This window comes from Enterobacter asburiae (assembly GCF_007035645.1).
GTDB classification, from domain to species: domain Bacteria; phylum Pseudomonadota; class Gammaproteobacteria; order Enterobacterales; family Enterobacteriaceae; genus Enterobacter; species Enterobacter asburiae_B.
Genome location: NZ_AP019632.1, coordinates 4,212,868 through 4,228,531 on the forward strand (window position 1 = coordinate 4,212,868; position 15,664 = coordinate 4,228,531).

Below are 15,664 nucleotides of genomic sequence, written 5' to 3' on the forward strand. Positions count from 1 at the left end.
AATGCCGCCCTATTCTACTCAGATTCCCGCGCTTCGCTCACTACTTTGGCAAAGATAGCGTTCAGCGCGGTTAAATCCCCCGTTGCGCCGCTTCGGTTAGCCGCCACCCACTGGTCGGGATCGATATCGCGCCAGTCCAGCGAGTAGCCCGCGTGGAGCGCCAGCTGCTCGAAGAAAACGCGTTGGGCAATACCGTTGCCGCGCATAAACGGATGCAGCATGTTGATTTCGCAGTAATAGTGGCTAACCCGGTCAACAAACGCCGCTTTCTCAAGACCCACGAGATACTTTTCGCTTTCCAGCGCCGCCATCAGCTCGTTGCCCATCTTCTCGATGTATTCGAAATGGCAGAAAGGAATGTCACCCTTAAAAATATCGTCGGTACGTAACTCGCCTGCCCGCTTCATCTCGCTGCGGTACAAATGACGATGAATGAGGCACAGATGGGGCAACCCGGGCGCGGAAGGCCCAAGCTCCAGCGTCTCAATATGGGGCTCTGAGGGACCATTACCTTTTTCAAGGAGACAACTGGCCTGTAAATTGACGTTACGCTGCTGTTCCCAGAGACGGGATTTTTGCTTGTCGGTGAGCTTTTTCACTTAACGCCTCCCTGAATAGTCCGTTTGCCACAAGTATAAGCAGCAAAACGCGCTTTCGCAGGGAGGGTCATATAACGCGGGCAGAAGAAGCCCGCGTTCAGAAGAATTACGGCAGAACTTTTGCGGAGAGGATAACCACCGGTTTTGACGGCACATTCTGGTACGGACCGACGTCGTGAGTAGGCACCTGAGAAATCTTATCGGCCACGTCCATGCCTTTCACAATCTTACCGAAAACGGCATAGCCAAAGTCGCGCTGACCGTGGTCGAGGAAGGCGTTATCCGCCACGTTCAGGAAGAACTGGCTGGTCGCGCTATCTTTGTCTGCGGTACGCGCCATGGAGATGGTGCCGCGCTTGTTCAGCAGGCCGTTGTCCGCTTCGTTTTTGATTGGCGGGTTAGGCTGCTTCTGCTGCATCTGCTCGTTGAAGCCGCCGCCCTGTACCATAAAGCCTGGGATCACGCGGTGGAAAGTGGTGTTGTTATAGAAACCACTGTTCACATAGTCGAGGAAGTTTTTCACGGAAACAGGGGCTTTCTGGCTATTCAGTTCCAGCTCAATATTCCCGGCGGAGGTGGTCAGCAGAACGTGAGGGTCCCCTTTGGCTGCCAGCGCAGCAGGGGAAACGGCAGAAAGAGCAAACACAGCTGCGACAGCCGCCAGTGTTGATTTGAGCATGAGAATTCCTTAACAAAGCGCAGTATAAAAAGCGAATGGCTTGATTCTAAAGAGCAGTATGAACGGAGACCAGCCTTTTACCTAATTTTACGAAATTGAAACAATTATTACCGCGCAAACGATTGGTTACGCCGTCAATTAATGTGATTTAGATCACACTAAAACCTGCAATGACGTAATCATTACCCTTAAAAGATAGGAATAGATCACTTTAGCGACTAAAATCTGCCCGCTCTCAGCGCCCCCCGGGCGCTTTTCTTTTTCTGAACAGGCCAGACATGACTAACAGCAATCGCATCAAGCTCACATGGATCAGCTTCTTCTCCTACGCCCTGACCGGCGCGTTGGTGATCGTCACCGGGATGGTGATGGGGAATATCGCAGACTACTTCCAGCTGCCCGTTTCCAGCATGAGTAACACCTTTACCTTCCTCAACGCGGGGATCCTGATCTCTATCTTCCTGAATGCCTGGCTGATGGAAATCGTCCCGCTGAAAACCCAGCTGCGCTTTGGCTTTGTGCTGATGGTTGCCGCCGTGGCGGGCCTGATGCTGAGCCACAGCATCGCCCTGTTCTCCGCCGCCATGTTCGTGCTCGGTCTGGTGAGCGGGATCACCATGTCGATCGGTACGTTCCTGATTACCCACATGTATGAAGGCCGCCAGCGCGGCGCGCGTCTGCTGTTTACCGACTCCTTCTTCAGCATGGCCGGAATGATTTTTCCGATGCTCGCGGCGGTTCTGCTGGCGCGCAGCATTGAGTGGTACTGGGTCTATGCCTGCATCGGCCTGGTCTACGTGGCGATCTTTATTCTGACCTTCGGCTGCAAGTTCCCGGTGCTGGGCAAGAAAGCGCAAACCACCGCAGAGCCTGTTGCGAAAGAAAAGTGGGGCATCGGCGTGCTGTTCCTCTCCATCGCCGCGCTGTGCTACATCCTGGGCCAGCTGGGCTTTATCTCCTGGGTACCGGAGTATGCCAAAGGTCTGGGCATGAGCCTGAACGACGCGGGTAAACTGGTGAGCGATTTCTGGATGTCTTACATGTTCGGCATGTGGGCGTTTAGCTTCATCCTGCGCTTCTTCGACCTGCAGCGCATTCTGACCGTGCTGGCGGGGCTGGCGACCGTGCTGATGTACCTGTTCATCAACGGTTCACCGGAGCATATGCCGTGGTTCATTCTGACCCTGGGCTTCTTCTCCAGCGCCATTTATACCTCTATCATCACCCTGGGCTCCCTGCAGACCAAAGTGGCCTCGCCGAAGCTGGTTAACTTCGTCCTGACCTGCGGCACCATCGGCACCATGCTGACCTTCGTGGTCACTGGCCCGATCGTCGCCCACAGCGGTCCGCTGGCGGCGCTGCACACCGCAAACGGCCTGTATGCCGTGGTGTTTATCATGTGCTTCGTTCTGGGCTTCGTGACCCGCCACCGCCAGCACAACGCGGCGGCAGCGTCTCACTAACCCCTACGCCCCTTTGCGCTCGGCAGAGGGGCTGTTTCTGGCAAAACTTACCTCTTCTCCTCCGATATCCATCTGGATCCACGTCTGCGCCAGCTGCGTCGTGGCGATCACCCGTCCCTGACGAATCGACCAGCGCACAGGCACCTGACAGCGCACCGCTTCAAACCCGCTCTCGGCAGGCAGAATAATCAGGTTCGCCGGGTTCCCCGTGGCAATACCGTAATCGCTCAGGCCGAAGGTACGGGCGCTGTTATGGGTGATGAGATTCAGGCCGCTGTCGATTTGCGGATAGCCCATCATCTGACAGACGTGCAGCCCCATGTGCAGCACCTGCAGCATGTTGCCGGTGCCGAGCGGGTACCACGGGTCGAAGACGTCGTCATGACCGAAGCAGACGTTAATGCCCGCTTCCTGTAGCTCTCTCACCCGGGTGATGCCGCGGCGCTTCGGATAGTCATCAAAGCGCCCCTGAAGATGAATATTGACCAGCGGGTTAGCGACGAAGTTAATCCCCGACATTTTCAGCAGACGGAAGAGCCGCGAGGTGTAAGCGCCGTTGTAGGAATGCATGGCGGTGGTGTGGCTGGCCGTCACGCGCGGGCCGATGCCGGCCTCATACGCCAGCATTGCCACTGTCTCGACAAATCGCGACTGCTCGTCGTCGATTTCATCGCAGTGGATATCCAGCGGACGGTCATATTTCTTCGCCAGTTCAAAAGCGATATGCAGCGACTGCACGCCATACTCGCGGGTGAACTCGAAGTGCGGGATCGCCCCAACCACGTCGGCCCCCAGCCTTAACGCCTCTTCCAGCAGCGCCGTGCCGTTCGGGTAAGAGAGAATACCTTCCTGCGGGAACGCGACGATTTGCAGCGTCACCCACGGGGCAACCTCCTGCTTCACCTCCAGCATCGCCTTCAGGGCGGTGAGCGTCGGGTCGGAGACATCCACATGGGTACGGACAAACTGGATGCCGTTGGCAATTTGCCACTTCAGCGTTTTCCAGGCGCGCGCTTTAACATCCTCATGGCTGAGCAACGCCTTGCGCTCCGCCCAGCGCTCAATGCCTTCGAATAGCGTGCCGGACTGGTTCCAGTTCGGCTCACCCGCGGTCTGGGTCGTATCAAGATGAATATGCGGCTCAATGAACGGCGGGATCGCAAGCCCGCCGCGCGCGTTCAATACTTCATAACTTTCGGCGTGGGTGTCGTCCATCGGAGTGATGTCACCAAATCGCCCGTTCCCAATGGCGAGCTGCCACAGCCCTTCCCGACCCGGTAAACGAACATTCTGAACAAGCCATAACGGTGCTGTAGACATACCCTTCCCCTAAAAAACGCCGCTGATATTCAGGCGTATCGATTTTGGCAAAACCGCCCCTGATTTGTACACAAATTCAACGAGCACGAAAAGCCTGCGATTTCCGCCACTTATAAAAATCCTGACAAATCAGTTATATACCACCTAAGGAGTAGGCGAAGACGTATTTGATTTGCATCAATAAGCGCCCCTGCTGAATCGTTAAGGTAGGCAATAATAGAAAAGAAATCGAGGCAATAATGAGCAAAGTCAGACTCGCTATCATCGGTAACGGCATGGTCGGCCACCGCTTTATCGAGGATCTTCTCGATAAGGCCGATGCTGAGCAGTTCGATATTACCGTGTTCTGTGAAGAACCCCGCAAGGCGTACGACCGTGTGCACCTGTCTTCCTACTTTTCCCATCATACCGCCGAAGAGCTCTCTCTGGTGCGCGAAGGTTTCTACGAGAAGCATGGCGTAAAAGTGCTGGTGGGCGAACGCGCTATCACCATCAACCGTCAGGAAAAAGTGATCCACTCCAGCGCCGGGCGTACGGTTTTTTACGACAAGCTGATCATGGCGACGGGCTCCTATCCGTGGATCCCGCCGATCAAAGGCTCGGAAACTCAGGATTGCTTCGTCTACCGTACCATTGAAGACCTCAACGCCATCGAATCCTGCGCCCGTCGCAGCCGTCGCGGCGCGGTCGTCGGCGGCGGCCTGCTGGGTCTGGAAGCGGCAGGCGCGCTGAAAAACCTCGGCGTTGAAACCCACGTCATCGAATTTGCCCCGATGCTGATGGCCGAACAGCTCGACCACATGGGCGGTGACCAGCTGCGTCGTAAAATCGAAAGCATGGGCGTGAAGGTTCACACCAGCAAGAACACCAAAGAGATCGTTCAGGAAGGGACTGAAGCGCGCAAAACCATGCGCTTTGCCGACGGCAGCGAGCTGGAAGTGGACTTCATCGTCTTCTCCACCGGTATTCGTCCGCGCGACAAGCTGGCGACCCAGTGCGGGCTGGCCGTGGCGCAGCGCGGCGGGATCATGATCAACGACGCCTGCCAGACCTCCGATCCGGATATCTACGCGATTGGCGAATGCGCCAGCTGGAATAACCGCGTATACGGTCTGGTGGCGCCGGGCTACAAAATGGCGCAGGTCGCCGTGGACCATATCCTCGGCAGCGAAAACGCGTTTACCGGTGCAGACATGAGCGCCAAGCTGAAGCTGCTGGGCGTGGACGTGGGCGGTATTGGCGATGCGCATGGCCGCACGCCCGGCGCTCGCAGCTATGTCTATCTCGACGAAAGCAAAGAAGTCTACAAACGCCTCATCGTCAGCCAGGACAACAAAACCCTGCTCGGCGCGGTGCTGGTGGGCGACACCAGCGACTTCGGCAACCTGCTCCAGCTGGTGCTGAACGCCATCGAACTGCCGGAAAACCCGGACGCGCTGATCCTCCCGGCGCACGCGTCCAGCGGCAAGCCGTCTATCGGCGTGGATAAACTGCCGGACAGCGCGCAGATTTGCTCCTGCTTCGACGTCACCAAAGGCATGCTAATCTCCGCCATCAACAAAGGCTGCCACACAGTTGCGGCGCTGAAAGCGGAAACCAAAGCCGGTACCGGCTGCGGCGGCTGTATTCCGCTGGTCACTCAGGTGCTGAACGCCGAACTGGCGAAACAGGGCATCGAAGTGAACAACAACCTGTGCGAGCACTTCGCGTATTCTCGCCAGGAGCTGTATCACCTGATCCGCGTGGAAGGCATCAAGTCCTTCGACGAACTGCTGGCGAAACACGGCCAGGGCTACGGCTGCGAAGTGTGTAAACCGACCGTCGGCTCCCTGCTGGCCTCCTGCTGGAACGAGTACGTACTCAAGCCGGAACACACGCCGCTACAGGACACCAACGACAACTTTCTGGCGAACATCCAGAAAGACGGCACCTACTCCGTTATTCCACGCTCAGCCGGTGGCGAAATCACGCCGGAAGGGCTGGTCGCCGTGGGTCGTATTGCGCGTGAATTTAACCTCTACACCAAAATTACCGGCTCCCAGCGTATCGGCCTGTTTGGCGCGCAGAAAGACGATCTGCCGGAAATCTGGCGTCAGCTGATTGAAGCGGGCTTCGAAACCGGTCACGCGTACGCCAAAGCGCTGCGCATGGCGAAAACCTGCGTGGGAAGCACCTGGTGCCGCTACGGCGTCGGCGACAGCGTGGGCTTCGGCGTGGAGCTGGAAAACCGCTACAAAGGCATCCGCACCCCGCACAAGATGAAGTTTGGCGTCTCCGGCTGTACCCGCGAATGTGCGGAAGCGCAGGGTAAAGACGTAGGTATTATCGCCACCGAAAAAGGCTGGAACCTGTACGTCTGCGGCAACGGCGGGATGAAGCCACGCCACGCGGACCTGCTGGCGGCGGATCTCGATCGCGACACGCTGGTTCAGTATCTCGACCGCTTCATGATGTTCTATATCCGCACCGCCGATAAGCTGACCCGTACCGCCTCCTGGCTCGATAACCTGGAAGGCGGCATCGACTACCTGAAAGCGGTGATCATCGACGACAAGCTGGGGCTGAACGAGCATCTGGAAGCCGAGATGGCGCGCCTGCGCGAGGCGGTGATCTGCGAGTGGACGGAAACCGTCAACACCCCGGCGGCGCAGACGCGCTTCAAACACTTTATCAACAGCACCCAGCGCGACCCGAACGTACAGGTTGTACCGGAGCGTGAACAGCATCGTCCGGCGACACCGTATGAACGTATTCCGGTCACGCTGGTGGAGGAAAACGCATGAGCCAGTGGATAAACATTTGCGATATTAACGACATCATCCCGGCCACCGGCGTATGCGCGCTGCTGGGCAGCGAGCAGGTTGCGATTTTCCGCCCTCGCCACGATGAACAGGTTTTTGCCATCAGCAATATCGACCCGTTCTTCGAGGCCAGCGTGCTTTCCCGCGGACTGATTGCCGAGCATCAGGGCGAACTGTGGGTCGCCAGCCCGCTGAAAAAGCAGCGTTTCCGCTTAAGCGACGGCTACTGCATGGAAGATGAGAGTCATTCAGTGAAGCACTATGACGTTCGCGTGAAGGACGGCAAGGTGCAGCTGAAAGGCTGATCCCCCGCCTTTTCAATACGAAAAGCTTATGACCCCTTATGGGTAACGGCAGGAAAAACCGTATGTTTTGTACGATTCCTGCTGTTATCCTGACGTCAATTCTTACCCCCTCCATGAAAGCTGCGAGGTAACGTCGTGGATCACCTGCCGATTTTCTGTCAATTACGCAACCGCGACTGCCTGCTCGTGGGCGGCGGCGACGTGGCTGAACGCAAAGCGCGCCTGCTGCTAGAGGCTGGCGCCCGGCTCACCGTCAATGCCCTCACCTTCGCCCCACAGTTTGAGGTCTGGGCTCAGGAAGGGATGCTCACGCTGGAACAGGGTGAGTTTGATGAATCCCTGCTCGATACCTGCTGGCTGACGATTGCCGCAACGGACGACGATGAAGTGAACCAGCGCGTCAGCGACGCCTGCGAAGCGCGTCGAATCTTCTGCAACGTGGTGGATGCGCCGAAAGAGGCCAGCTTTATCATGCCCTCGATTATCGACCGCTCGCCGCTGATGATTGCGGTATCGTCCGGCGGACGCTCGCCGGTTCTCGCCCGCCTGCTGCGGGAAAAGCTGGAGGCCGTGCTGCCGCAGCACCTTGGTCAGATTGCGCATTACGCCGGGCAGCTCCGCTCCCGCGTGAAGCAAACCTTCTCGACCGTGGGCGAGCGCCGTCGCTTCTGGGAAAAATTCTTTGTGAACGACAGGCTGGCGCAGTCGCTGGCGAATCAGGACACCAAAGCCGTTGAAGAGACGACCGAACAGCTGCTCAGCGAGCCGCTGGACCATCGCGGTGAAGTGGTGCTGGTGGGCGCAGGCCCCGGCGATGCGGGCTTGCTGACGCTGAAAGGGCTACAGCAGATCCAGCAGGCCGATACCGTGGTTTACGATCGCCTGGTCTCCGATGACATCATGAACCTGGTACGCCGCGATGCCGACCGCGTATTCGTTGGAAAACGGGCGGGCTATCACTGCGTGCCGCAGGAGGAGATTAACCAGATCCTGCTGCGCGAGGCGCAGAAAGGTAAGCGCGTGGTGCGCCTTAAGGGTGGCGATCCGTTTATCTTTGGTCGCGGCGGCGAGGAGCTGGAAACCCTGTGTGACGCGGGCATTCCGTTCTCCGTGGTGCCGGGCATTACGGCGGCATCCGGCTGCTCAGCTTACTCTGGCATTCCGCTGACCCACCGCGACTATGCCCAGAGCGTGCGTCTGGTGACGGGCCATCTGAAAACCGGCTGCGAGCTGGACTGGCATAACCTGGCCGCGGAAAAGCAGACGCTGGTCTTCTACATGGGGCTGAACCAGGCCGCGACGATTCAGGCGAAGCTGCTGGAGCACGGCATGGAGGCTGATATGCCGGTTGCGCTGGTGGAAAACGGTACGTCCATCAAGCAACGCGTAGTGGATGGCGTACTGACGCAGCTCGGTGAACTGGCGCAGCAGGTCGAAAGCCCGGCGCTGATTGTGGTGGGTCGCGTGGTTGAGCTGCGCGATAAGCTGAACTGGTTCTCAAATCACTAACGCATATTCTTCCTTTGCGGAGTAGTCCTTATGCGGACTACTCCCCTCTTACCGCTGTCGATAACATACCGCCCCGAAGTGGAATTTCTCCCTTTATTCCCCTGAGTTACATCCAACTTTCGTTTTTAAGACAAGGAATGCGTATGTTCAAACTGGCAAAAGCCGCCGTTCTGGTTGGCCTGTTATCGACTCTGACTGCCTGTACCGGTCATGTACAGAACACCAAAAATAACTGCAGCTACGATTACCTGCTGCACCCGGCGATCTCCATTTCGAAGATCATCGGCGGTTGCGGCCCGGCGGCGCAGCAGTAAGCGTTTTTCAGGCGTAAAAAAACCGGGAATTTCCCGGTTTTTTAGTTTAGGGACGTGCGGCCTGATGCCCTCACCCTGACCCTCTCCCACAGGGAGAGGGAACAAACCCTAAAAACGGTAACGCTGTTACCGTTTTGCTTTTACCTACGGTTTACCCACAAACCCAATCGCTTCGTACACCGCTTTCAGGGTTTCGGACGCGCGCGCGCTGGCTTTTTCCGCGCCGTCTTTCATCACCTTCTGCAGGAAAGCTTCGTCGTTACGGTAGCGGTGATAACGCTCCTGCAGCTCGGTAAGCATGCCGGAAACGGCGTCTGCCACTTCACCTTTCAGGTGGCCGTACATCTTGCCTTCGAAGTGTTTTTCCAGTTCAGGAATGCTCTGGCCGGTCACGCCGGAGAGGATATCCAGCAGGTTGGAGACGCCCGCTTTGTTCTGCACGTCGTAGCGCACTACAGGCGGCTCGTCGGAGTCGGTGACTGCGCGCTTGAGCTTTTTGACGACGGATTTCGGATCTTCCAGCAGGCCGATAACGTTGTTGCGGTTATCGTCAGACTTGGACATCTTCTTGGTCGGCTCCAGCAGCGACATCACGCGCGCACCGGACTTCGGAATGAATGGCTCTGGCACTTTAAACACATCGCCGTAAATCGCGTTAAAGCGCTGGGCGATATCGCGGCTCAGCTCCAGGTGCTGCTTCTGGTCTTCACCTACCGGTACCTGGTTGGTTTGATACAGCAGGATGTCCGCCGCCATCAGCACCGGATAGTCGAACAGACCGGCGTTGATGTTTTCAGAGTAGCGCGCGGATTTATCCTTGAACTGGGTCATACGGCTCAGCTCGCCGAAATAGGTGTAGCAGTTCAGCGCCCAGCCCAGCTGCGCGTGCTCCGGCACGTGAGACTGAACGAAAATGGTGCTCTTCTCAGGATCGATGCCGCAGGCCAGGTACAGCGCCAGGGTGTCCAGGGTGGCTTTACGCAGCTTCTCAGGATCCTGACGCGCGGTAATCGCATGGAGATCGACGATGCAGTAAATGCAATGGTACTCATCCTGCATGCTGACCCACTGACGTAACGCACCCATGTAGTTACCAATGGTCAATTCACCTGAAGGCTGTGCGCCACTAAAAACGATGGGCTTAGTCATTATTCAATTCCTGATGTTCACTGTGCGAAAGCCCGAGTGCGGGCAACAAATCTTTGAAGTGGTCGAAGACCACATCCGGCTCACTTAATGTGATGGCTTCACCGTAGTTGTAGCCATAGGTTAATCCGACGGAAGGACACCCAGCCGCTCGGGCAGCCAGAATATCGTTGCGCGAATCCCCGACAAAGAGCAGCTCCGCAGGCGTTAAGGATAATTTTCCTGCCACCAGCAACAGCGGTTCCGGATGCGGCTTTTTGTTCTGTACGTCGTCGCCGCCCACAATCACGGAGAAATACTTCGCGATATCGAGCGCTTCCAGCAGCGGTGCAACAAACGGCGTCGGTTTGTTGGTCACCAGCCCCAGCGGAATGCCCTTCGCGTGCAGCGCGCTCAGCGTTTCCTGAACGTCCGGGAACAGGAAGCTGCCCTCCTCGACGGTCTCTTCGTAGAAACGATCGAACAGTTTGCGCAGAATCCGCAGCTGTTCATCCTTAGGGATGTCAGCGTGGTCAACGCTCGGTTTACCCTGCGCGGAACGCTGCGACGTGCGCTCCTGACGCGCCCACGTCAACGCGCGCTCCATCAGGACATCGGCGCCGTTGCCAATCCACGTTACCACGCGCTCTTCTCCCGCAACGGGGAGTTCAAGGGCGTACAGCGCCTGGTCTACGGCGCTCGTTAAGCCCGGCGCGCTGTCGACCAGCGTGCCGTCGAGGTCAAATGCCACACCCCGAATTGCCTGCAATTTATCCATGACTTACCTTCGCCAGCTCACGGCGCATTTCATCAATGACTTTTTTGTAATCCGGTTGGTCGAAAATTGCCGAACCTGCAACGAACATATCCGCGCCGGCTGCCGCAATTTCACCAATGTTATTTACTTTCACACCGCCGTCCACTTCCAGGCGAATATCGTAACCTGACTCATCAATACGACGGCGCACTTCACGCAGCTTATCCAGCGTGTGGGGAATGAACGACTGACCGCCAAAGCCCGGGTTAACGGACATCAGCAGAATCACGTCCAGCTTGTCCATGACATAGTCGAGATAGCTCAGCGGCGTGGCCGGGTTAAACACCAGGCCCGCCTTACAGCCGTTCTCTTTGATCAGCTGCAGCGTGCGGTCCACGTGTTCAGAGGCTTCCGGATGGAAAGTGATGATGCTGGCACCCGCTGCGGCGAAGTCAGGCACGATGCGATCAACAGGCTTAACCATCAGGTGAACGTCGATCGGCGCGGTAATGCCATAGTTGCGTAATGCCTTGAGCACCATTGGGCCAATGGTCAGGTTAGGGACGTAGTGGTTGTCCATAACGTCGAAATGGACGACATCTGCGCCAGCCGCGAGAGCTTTGGCGGTGTCTTCACCCAGGCGGGCAAAATCGGCCGACAGAATTGAGGGAGCAATCAAAAACTGTTTCATCCGCTTCTCCTTGAAATGTGTTTACCGGCGGGCAAAACGGCTCAGGGGCGATAAAGAGCCAGAAGTTCGTCCACCTTTTTACGTGTGCCGCCGTTGCTGCTAATGCTACGCCGCACTTTGACCTGAAAATGCTTCGCGGCTTTATACCATTCGCGCGTATCAGGCGTGTCGTGATTCGAAATTAACACCGGAATTCTTTTGCTGACCAGCTTTTCTGCCATCTCCGCCAGACGGGCCTGTTCGGCCGGGCTGAAGCTGTTGGTGTGATAAGCGGTGAAATTCGCCGTTGCAGACAGTGGTGCGTAAGGCGGGTCACAGTAAACCACCGAGTTTACGCCTGCCAGCTCCATACACTCTTCATAGGAGAGGCAATGAAACTCTGCGTTCTGCGCTTTTTCGGCAAAGTGGTACAGCTCGTCCTGCGGGAAATACGGGCGCTTATAGCGACCAAACGGCACGTTAAACTCCCCGCGCAGGTTATAGCGGCACAGGCCGTTGTAACCATGACGGTTGAGATAGAGGAACAGCAGCGCCCGACGGAACGGATCCTGACTCTGATTAAACTCAGTGCGGAACTGGTAGTAAACGTCCGGCTGATTGTTCTCCGGCGTAAACAGTTTGCGCGCCTCTGCGACATACTCTTCGGTACGCAGCTTAACAATGTTATAGAGGCTGATGAGGTCGTTGTTGATATCCGCCAGGATATAACGAGAAAAATCGGTGTTCAGGAACACCGATCCTGCGCCCACGAAAGGCTCGATTAGACACTCGCCTTTTGGCAGGTGCTTTTTAATATCATCGAGCAGGGGGTATTTCCCCCCTGCCCATTTCAGAAAAGCGCGATTTTTTTTCATGCTGACTAACTGATTACACCTTCTCCGGCTGTGGAGAAAGCTCCGACAGCATCCTGCGCTTTAAACATTACTTCAGATCGGCCTGAACCTGATGAATCGGCTTCGCCCAGGGATTTTTTGCCTGAACATCCGCTGGCAGTGCCGCTACGGCACGTTTCGCTTCATCTTTGGACGAATAAACGCCGCTGACCAGCACATACCACGGCTGACCGTTACGGGTCGTCTGATAAACAACATAGTCTTTCAGATTTGATTTCTTCGCCCAGCTGTTGAGGTTGTCATAGTTAGACGAACTGCTCAGCTGCAGCGTGTAATTGCTGGATGGCGCAGACTTCATCGAGCCAACGTTACCTGCAGTTTTGCCTGCGGCGCTGCTGGAGGCTGTTGCCGTGGCTGCCGGAGCCGTTGCTGCAGGTGCCGCTGTGGCAGCCGGTGCCGCTGTGGTCGCCGTTGCTTTCGGCGCAGTCTGAGTGACTGGCGCTTTAGCAGGCTCGCTCACCGCAGCCGTTTCGGTGCGTTTCGGCTGTGCCGGTACGGCTTTCACTTCAGGCGCTTTTACGACTGCCTGAGGTTTGGTTTCACGCTTAGGCTCAATCACCGCCTGCTTACGTTCAGGACGCGTCGCAGTTTGCGTCTGGCGCGGTTTGGTTTCCGTCGCAGCCGTTTGTGGCTGAGCGTTACCGCCGCGAATTGGGGCAACGGTTGCCGGCTCAGTTGGCAGCGTAGAGTTAACCACGACGTTATCAACCTGCTGCTGGTTCTGCGGCTGCGTCAGCGCATTGTTCAAATCACCCTGAACTTCTACGCGCTGCTGGCCTTCAGGCGTAGCAGGTGCCTGACCCTGAGCAGGGGTTGAAGAAACGGGCGGCAGAGAAACATCCTGCGGCGCTGTGGTGTTACCTGCGGTCTGCTCTGCGGAAGTCGCACCCGGTGCAGGCTGTGCGCCATTCGCCTGATTGGTCGCATCGTTACCGGACAGGTTGATGCTCTTCTCAGCGGAAGCAGTTTGCTCGGTTGAGTTCGTTGACGGTGCTTTAAGCGCGGAGCCAATGCCGACAATCAGCAGCACAAGCACCAGAACGCCCAGGCCCATCATGATGTACTGGCGGGAAGCCGGTTTCGGCGCAGCGGCTTTTTTACGTTTACGTGGGCGACGCTCTACAGGCTGTTCGTCCATTGAATCTTCTTCGGACTCATAATCCTCTTCTGCTCGCTCTTCGTGCGCGTTGCGGCTGCGCGAAGGGCGACGATCGTCTGCATCCAGATCAACATCGTCAAAGTTGATCTGCGGCTCGTTATCACGTTCTGAAGATTGACGAGAACGACCAGTACGACGATCGCTGGGATCGGGTTTCAGCTCGTCTTCTGGTTTGAATTCATCCATTTAACACCCCACTCAAAGGCTTATGCTAACGACTTTGCATTTCACCTGAAGCTAAACGACCACCTGCGACAGTGGCCTGACCTTTCTAGTTGTTACGCCTGCTGACAATCAGCGATAGCGCCAAGAACGACATCGTGCGGCACTCCGCCGCGCACTTCACTCTTCCCTATTGCAAGCGGGAGTACAAGACGCATCTCACCTGCCAATACTTTTTTATCGCGCATCATGTGGGGTAAATACGCTTGCGCCGACATCTCCTGCGGCCCGGTTACCGGCAAACCTGCACGCTCAAGCAGCGCAATGATGCGTGCCGTCTCTTCAGGTTTAAACTGCCCCAGACGTTCAGAGGTGCGCGCTGCCATGACCATACCGGCCGCGACGGCTTCACCGTGCAGCCAGTTGCCGTAACCCATCTCGGCTTCAATGGCGTGGCCAAACGTATGCCCAAGATTCAGTAAAGCACGTAAGCCCGTTTCACGCTCGTCTGCAGCGACAACTTCTGCTTTCAGTTCACAACAACGACGAATGCAGTATGCCAGTGTAGCCTCATCCAGGCACAGCAGCGCATCCATATTCTCTTCAAGCCAGCTAAAGAACTCGCCATCGAGAATAATGCCGTATTTGATCACTTCTGCCAGACCCGAAGCCAGTTCGCGCTTCGGCAGGGTTTTCAGACAGTCGAGATCCACCACCACCGATGCGGGCTGGTAGAACGCGCCAATCATGTTTTTGCCGAGCGGATGGTTGACTGCCGTTTTGCCACCCACAGAGGAGTCGACCTGGGACAGCAACGTGGTCGGGATTTGAATAAAACGGACGCCACGTTGATAGCTTGCGGCCGCAAATCCGGTCAGATCGCCCACAACACCGCCGCCCAGGGCAAGCAGTGTTGTATCGCGACCGTGCGGTTTTTGCAGCAATGCGGTAAAGACGGTATCCAGTACCGTCAGGCTTTTATACTGCTCGCCATCGGGGAGAATCACACTGTCGACTTTTACGCCCGCCTGCTCAAGCAGGTGGCGTACGCGGTCGAGATAAAGCGGAGCCAGCGTCTCATTGGTGACCAGCATCGCCTGATCACCCGCTTTCAGTGGTAAAAAGGAAGCTGGGTCGTTAAACAAACCAGCCGCGATGGTGATAGGGTAACTACGTTCCCCGAGAGTAACTGTAATCCTCTCCATGACGCGACATCCACCTTTAATGCTTTTACCCGCAGGCGAGTGTATATAAAGCCAGAATCAGTTGCTTTCCAGCATATGAATAATCTGGTTTGCAACCACTTTAGCGCTCTGGTCGTCAGTACGAATGGTCACGTCGGCAATCTCTTCATACAGCGGATTGCGTTCATCGGCCAACGCTTCCAGAACTTCGCGTGGTGGCGTTTCAACCTGCAGCAGCGGGCGCTTTTTATCGCGCTGCGTACGTGCCAGCTGTTTCTCGATGGTCGTCTCAAGATAGACCACTACGCCACGGGCGGAGAGACGGTTACGGGTTTCGCGAGATTTCACAGAACCGCCGCCTGTTGCCAGAACGATGCCCTGTTTTTCCGTGAGTTCGTTGATCACTTTTTCTTCTCGGTCACGGAAACCTTCTTCGCCTTCTACATCGAAAACCCAGCCCACATCAGCTCCGGTTCGTTTCTCAATCTCTTGATCAGAATCGTAAAATTCCATATTGAGTTGTTGAGCTAACTGACGCCCAATAGTGCTTTTGCCGGCACCCATAGGCCCAACCAGAAAGATATTGCGTTTCTCTGCCATTTTATCGGTACTACTAAGACTATTCGTTAATGGTAATTCCCGCTTCGCAGACACCCAGCGTAGCAGGACATGAACTGAAACCTCATATGCAATAGAGCGAGAG

Annotated in this window: 14 protein-coding genes and 2 pseudogenes; 5 read left to right on the forward strand and 11 right to left on the reverse strand. The window is 56.4% G+C overall.

The genetic code is table 11. From position 1 onward, the window contains the following. Positions 1-14 precede the first annotated feature (14 nt). The 3 genes and pseudogenes from FOY96_RS20265 to ppiA all read right to left on the reverse strand — a co-directional run. Positions 15-482: pseudogene (locus FOY96_RS20265) on the reverse strand (putative adenosine monophosphate-protein transferase Fic); the annotation flags it as partial. Positions 483-527: 45 nt separating this feature from the next. Then, positions 528-599: pseudogene (locus FOY96_RS23220) on the reverse strand (YhfG family protein); the annotation flags it as partial. Positions 600-705: 106 nt separating this feature from the next. Beyond that, complete coding sequence (ppiA, locus tag FOY96_RS20270; protein ID WP_023309471.1) at positions 706-1,278, reverse strand: peptidylprolyl isomerase A; 573 nt, start codon at positions 1,276-1,278, stop codon at positions 706-708. 278 nt (positions 1,279-1,556) lie between these two features. Here ppiA and tsgA point away from each other — a divergent pair, with 278 nt between their 5' ends. Next, complete coding sequence (gene tsgA, locus FOY96_RS20275; RefSeq protein ID WP_033146801.1) at positions 1,557-2,741, forward strand: MFS transporter TsgA; 1,185 nt, start codon at positions 1,557-1,559, stop codon at positions 2,739-2,741. A 3-nt stretch (positions 2,742-2,744) separates the two neighbouring features. On the opposite strand, the gene FOY96_RS20280 is transcribed toward tsgA, so the two are convergent. Continuing rightward, positions 2,745-4,061, reverse strand: coding sequence for a cytosine deaminase (locus FOY96_RS20280; RefSeq protein WP_143347644.1), 1,317 nt, complete (start codon positions 4,059-4,061; stop codon positions 2,745-2,747). A 239-nt stretch (positions 4,062-4,300) separates the two neighbouring features. Here FOY96_RS20280 and nirB point away from each other — a divergent pair, with 239 nt between their 5' ends. The 4 genes from nirB (at position 4,301) to FOY96_RS20300 (ending at position 8,990) form a co-directional block, all read left to right on the forward strand. Then, a complete protein-coding gene (gene nirB / locus FOY96_RS20285) occupies positions 4,301-6,844 on the forward strand; it encodes a nitrite reductase large subunit NirB (RefSeq protein ID WP_048976255.1) in 2,544 nt (847 codons plus the stop codon). Further along, positions 6,841-7,167 (forward strand): nitrite reductase small subunit NirD, encoded by a 327-nt coding sequence (nirD, locus tag FOY96_RS20290; protein ID WP_023309475.1) that lies wholly within the window; start codon positions 6,841-6,843, stop codon positions 7,165-7,167. Before nirB ends, nirD begins: the two co-directional genes overlap by 4 nt. 135 nt (positions 7,168-7,302) lie before the next feature. Then, positions 7,303-8,676 (forward strand): siroheme synthase CysG, encoded by a 1,374-nt coding sequence (gene cysG / locus FOY96_RS20295; RefSeq protein ID WP_143347645.1) that lies wholly within the window; start codon positions 7,303-7,305, stop codon positions 8,674-8,676. A gap of 143 nt (positions 8,677-8,819) precedes the next feature. Further along, entirely contained in the window at positions 8,820-8,990 is a 171-nt protein-coding gene (locus FOY96_RS20300; protein ID WP_008503029.1) for a YhfL family protein, read from the forward strand. Between the two features lie 144 nt (positions 8,991-9,134). On the opposite strand, the gene trpS is transcribed toward FOY96_RS20300, so the two are convergent. The 7 genes from trpS to aroK all read right to left on the reverse strand — a co-directional run bounded on the left by trpS (position 9,135) and on the right by aroK (position 15,561). Further along, on the reverse strand, positions 9,135-10,139 hold the full coding sequence (gene trpS, locus FOY96_RS20305) for a tryptophan--tRNA ligase (RefSeq protein ID WP_023309477.1): 1,005 nt from the start codon (positions 10,137-10,139) through the stop codon (positions 9,135-9,137). Continuing rightward, positions 10,132-10,893, reverse strand: coding sequence for a phosphoglycolate phosphatase (gene gph, locus FOY96_RS20310; protein ID WP_143347646.1), 762 nt, complete (start codon positions 10,891-10,893; stop codon positions 10,132-10,134). The genes trpS and gph overlap by 8 nt, the downstream gene beginning before the upstream one ends. Beyond that, a complete protein-coding gene (gene rpe, locus FOY96_RS20315) occupies positions 10,886-11,563 on the reverse strand; it encodes a ribulose-phosphate 3-epimerase (protein WP_024907923.1) in 678 nt (225 codons plus the stop codon). Before rpe ends, gph begins: the two co-directional genes overlap by 8 nt. A gap of 41 nt (positions 11,564-11,604) precedes the next feature. Continuing rightward, positions 11,605-12,417 (reverse strand): adenine-specific DNA-methyltransferase, encoded by an 813-nt coding sequence (gene dam, locus FOY96_RS20320; protein WP_033146808.1) that lies wholly within the window; start codon positions 12,415-12,417, stop codon positions 11,605-11,607. A 67-nt stretch (positions 12,418-12,484) separates the two neighbouring features. Beyond that, the gene (gene damX, locus FOY96_RS20325) at positions 12,485-13,801 is read right to left on the reverse strand and encodes a cell division protein DamX (RefSeq protein ID WP_126797313.1); all 1,317 of its coding nucleotides are present in this window, start codon (positions 13,799-13,801) and stop codon (positions 12,485-12,487) included. Between the two features lie 92 nt (positions 13,802-13,893). Then, positions 13,894-14,982 (reverse strand): 3-dehydroquinate synthase, encoded by a 1,089-nt coding sequence (gene aroB, locus FOY96_RS20330; RefSeq protein WP_033146810.1) that lies wholly within the window; start codon positions 14,980-14,982, stop codon positions 13,894-13,896. A 57-nt stretch (positions 14,983-15,039) separates the two neighbouring features. After that, positions 15,040-15,561: a shikimate kinase AroK gene (aroK, locus tag FOY96_RS20335; protein ID WP_003861630.1), complete on the reverse strand. Its 522-nt coding sequence runs from the start codon at positions 15,559-15,561 to the stop codon at positions 15,040-15,042. Positions 15,562-15,664: the final 103 nt, after the last annotated feature.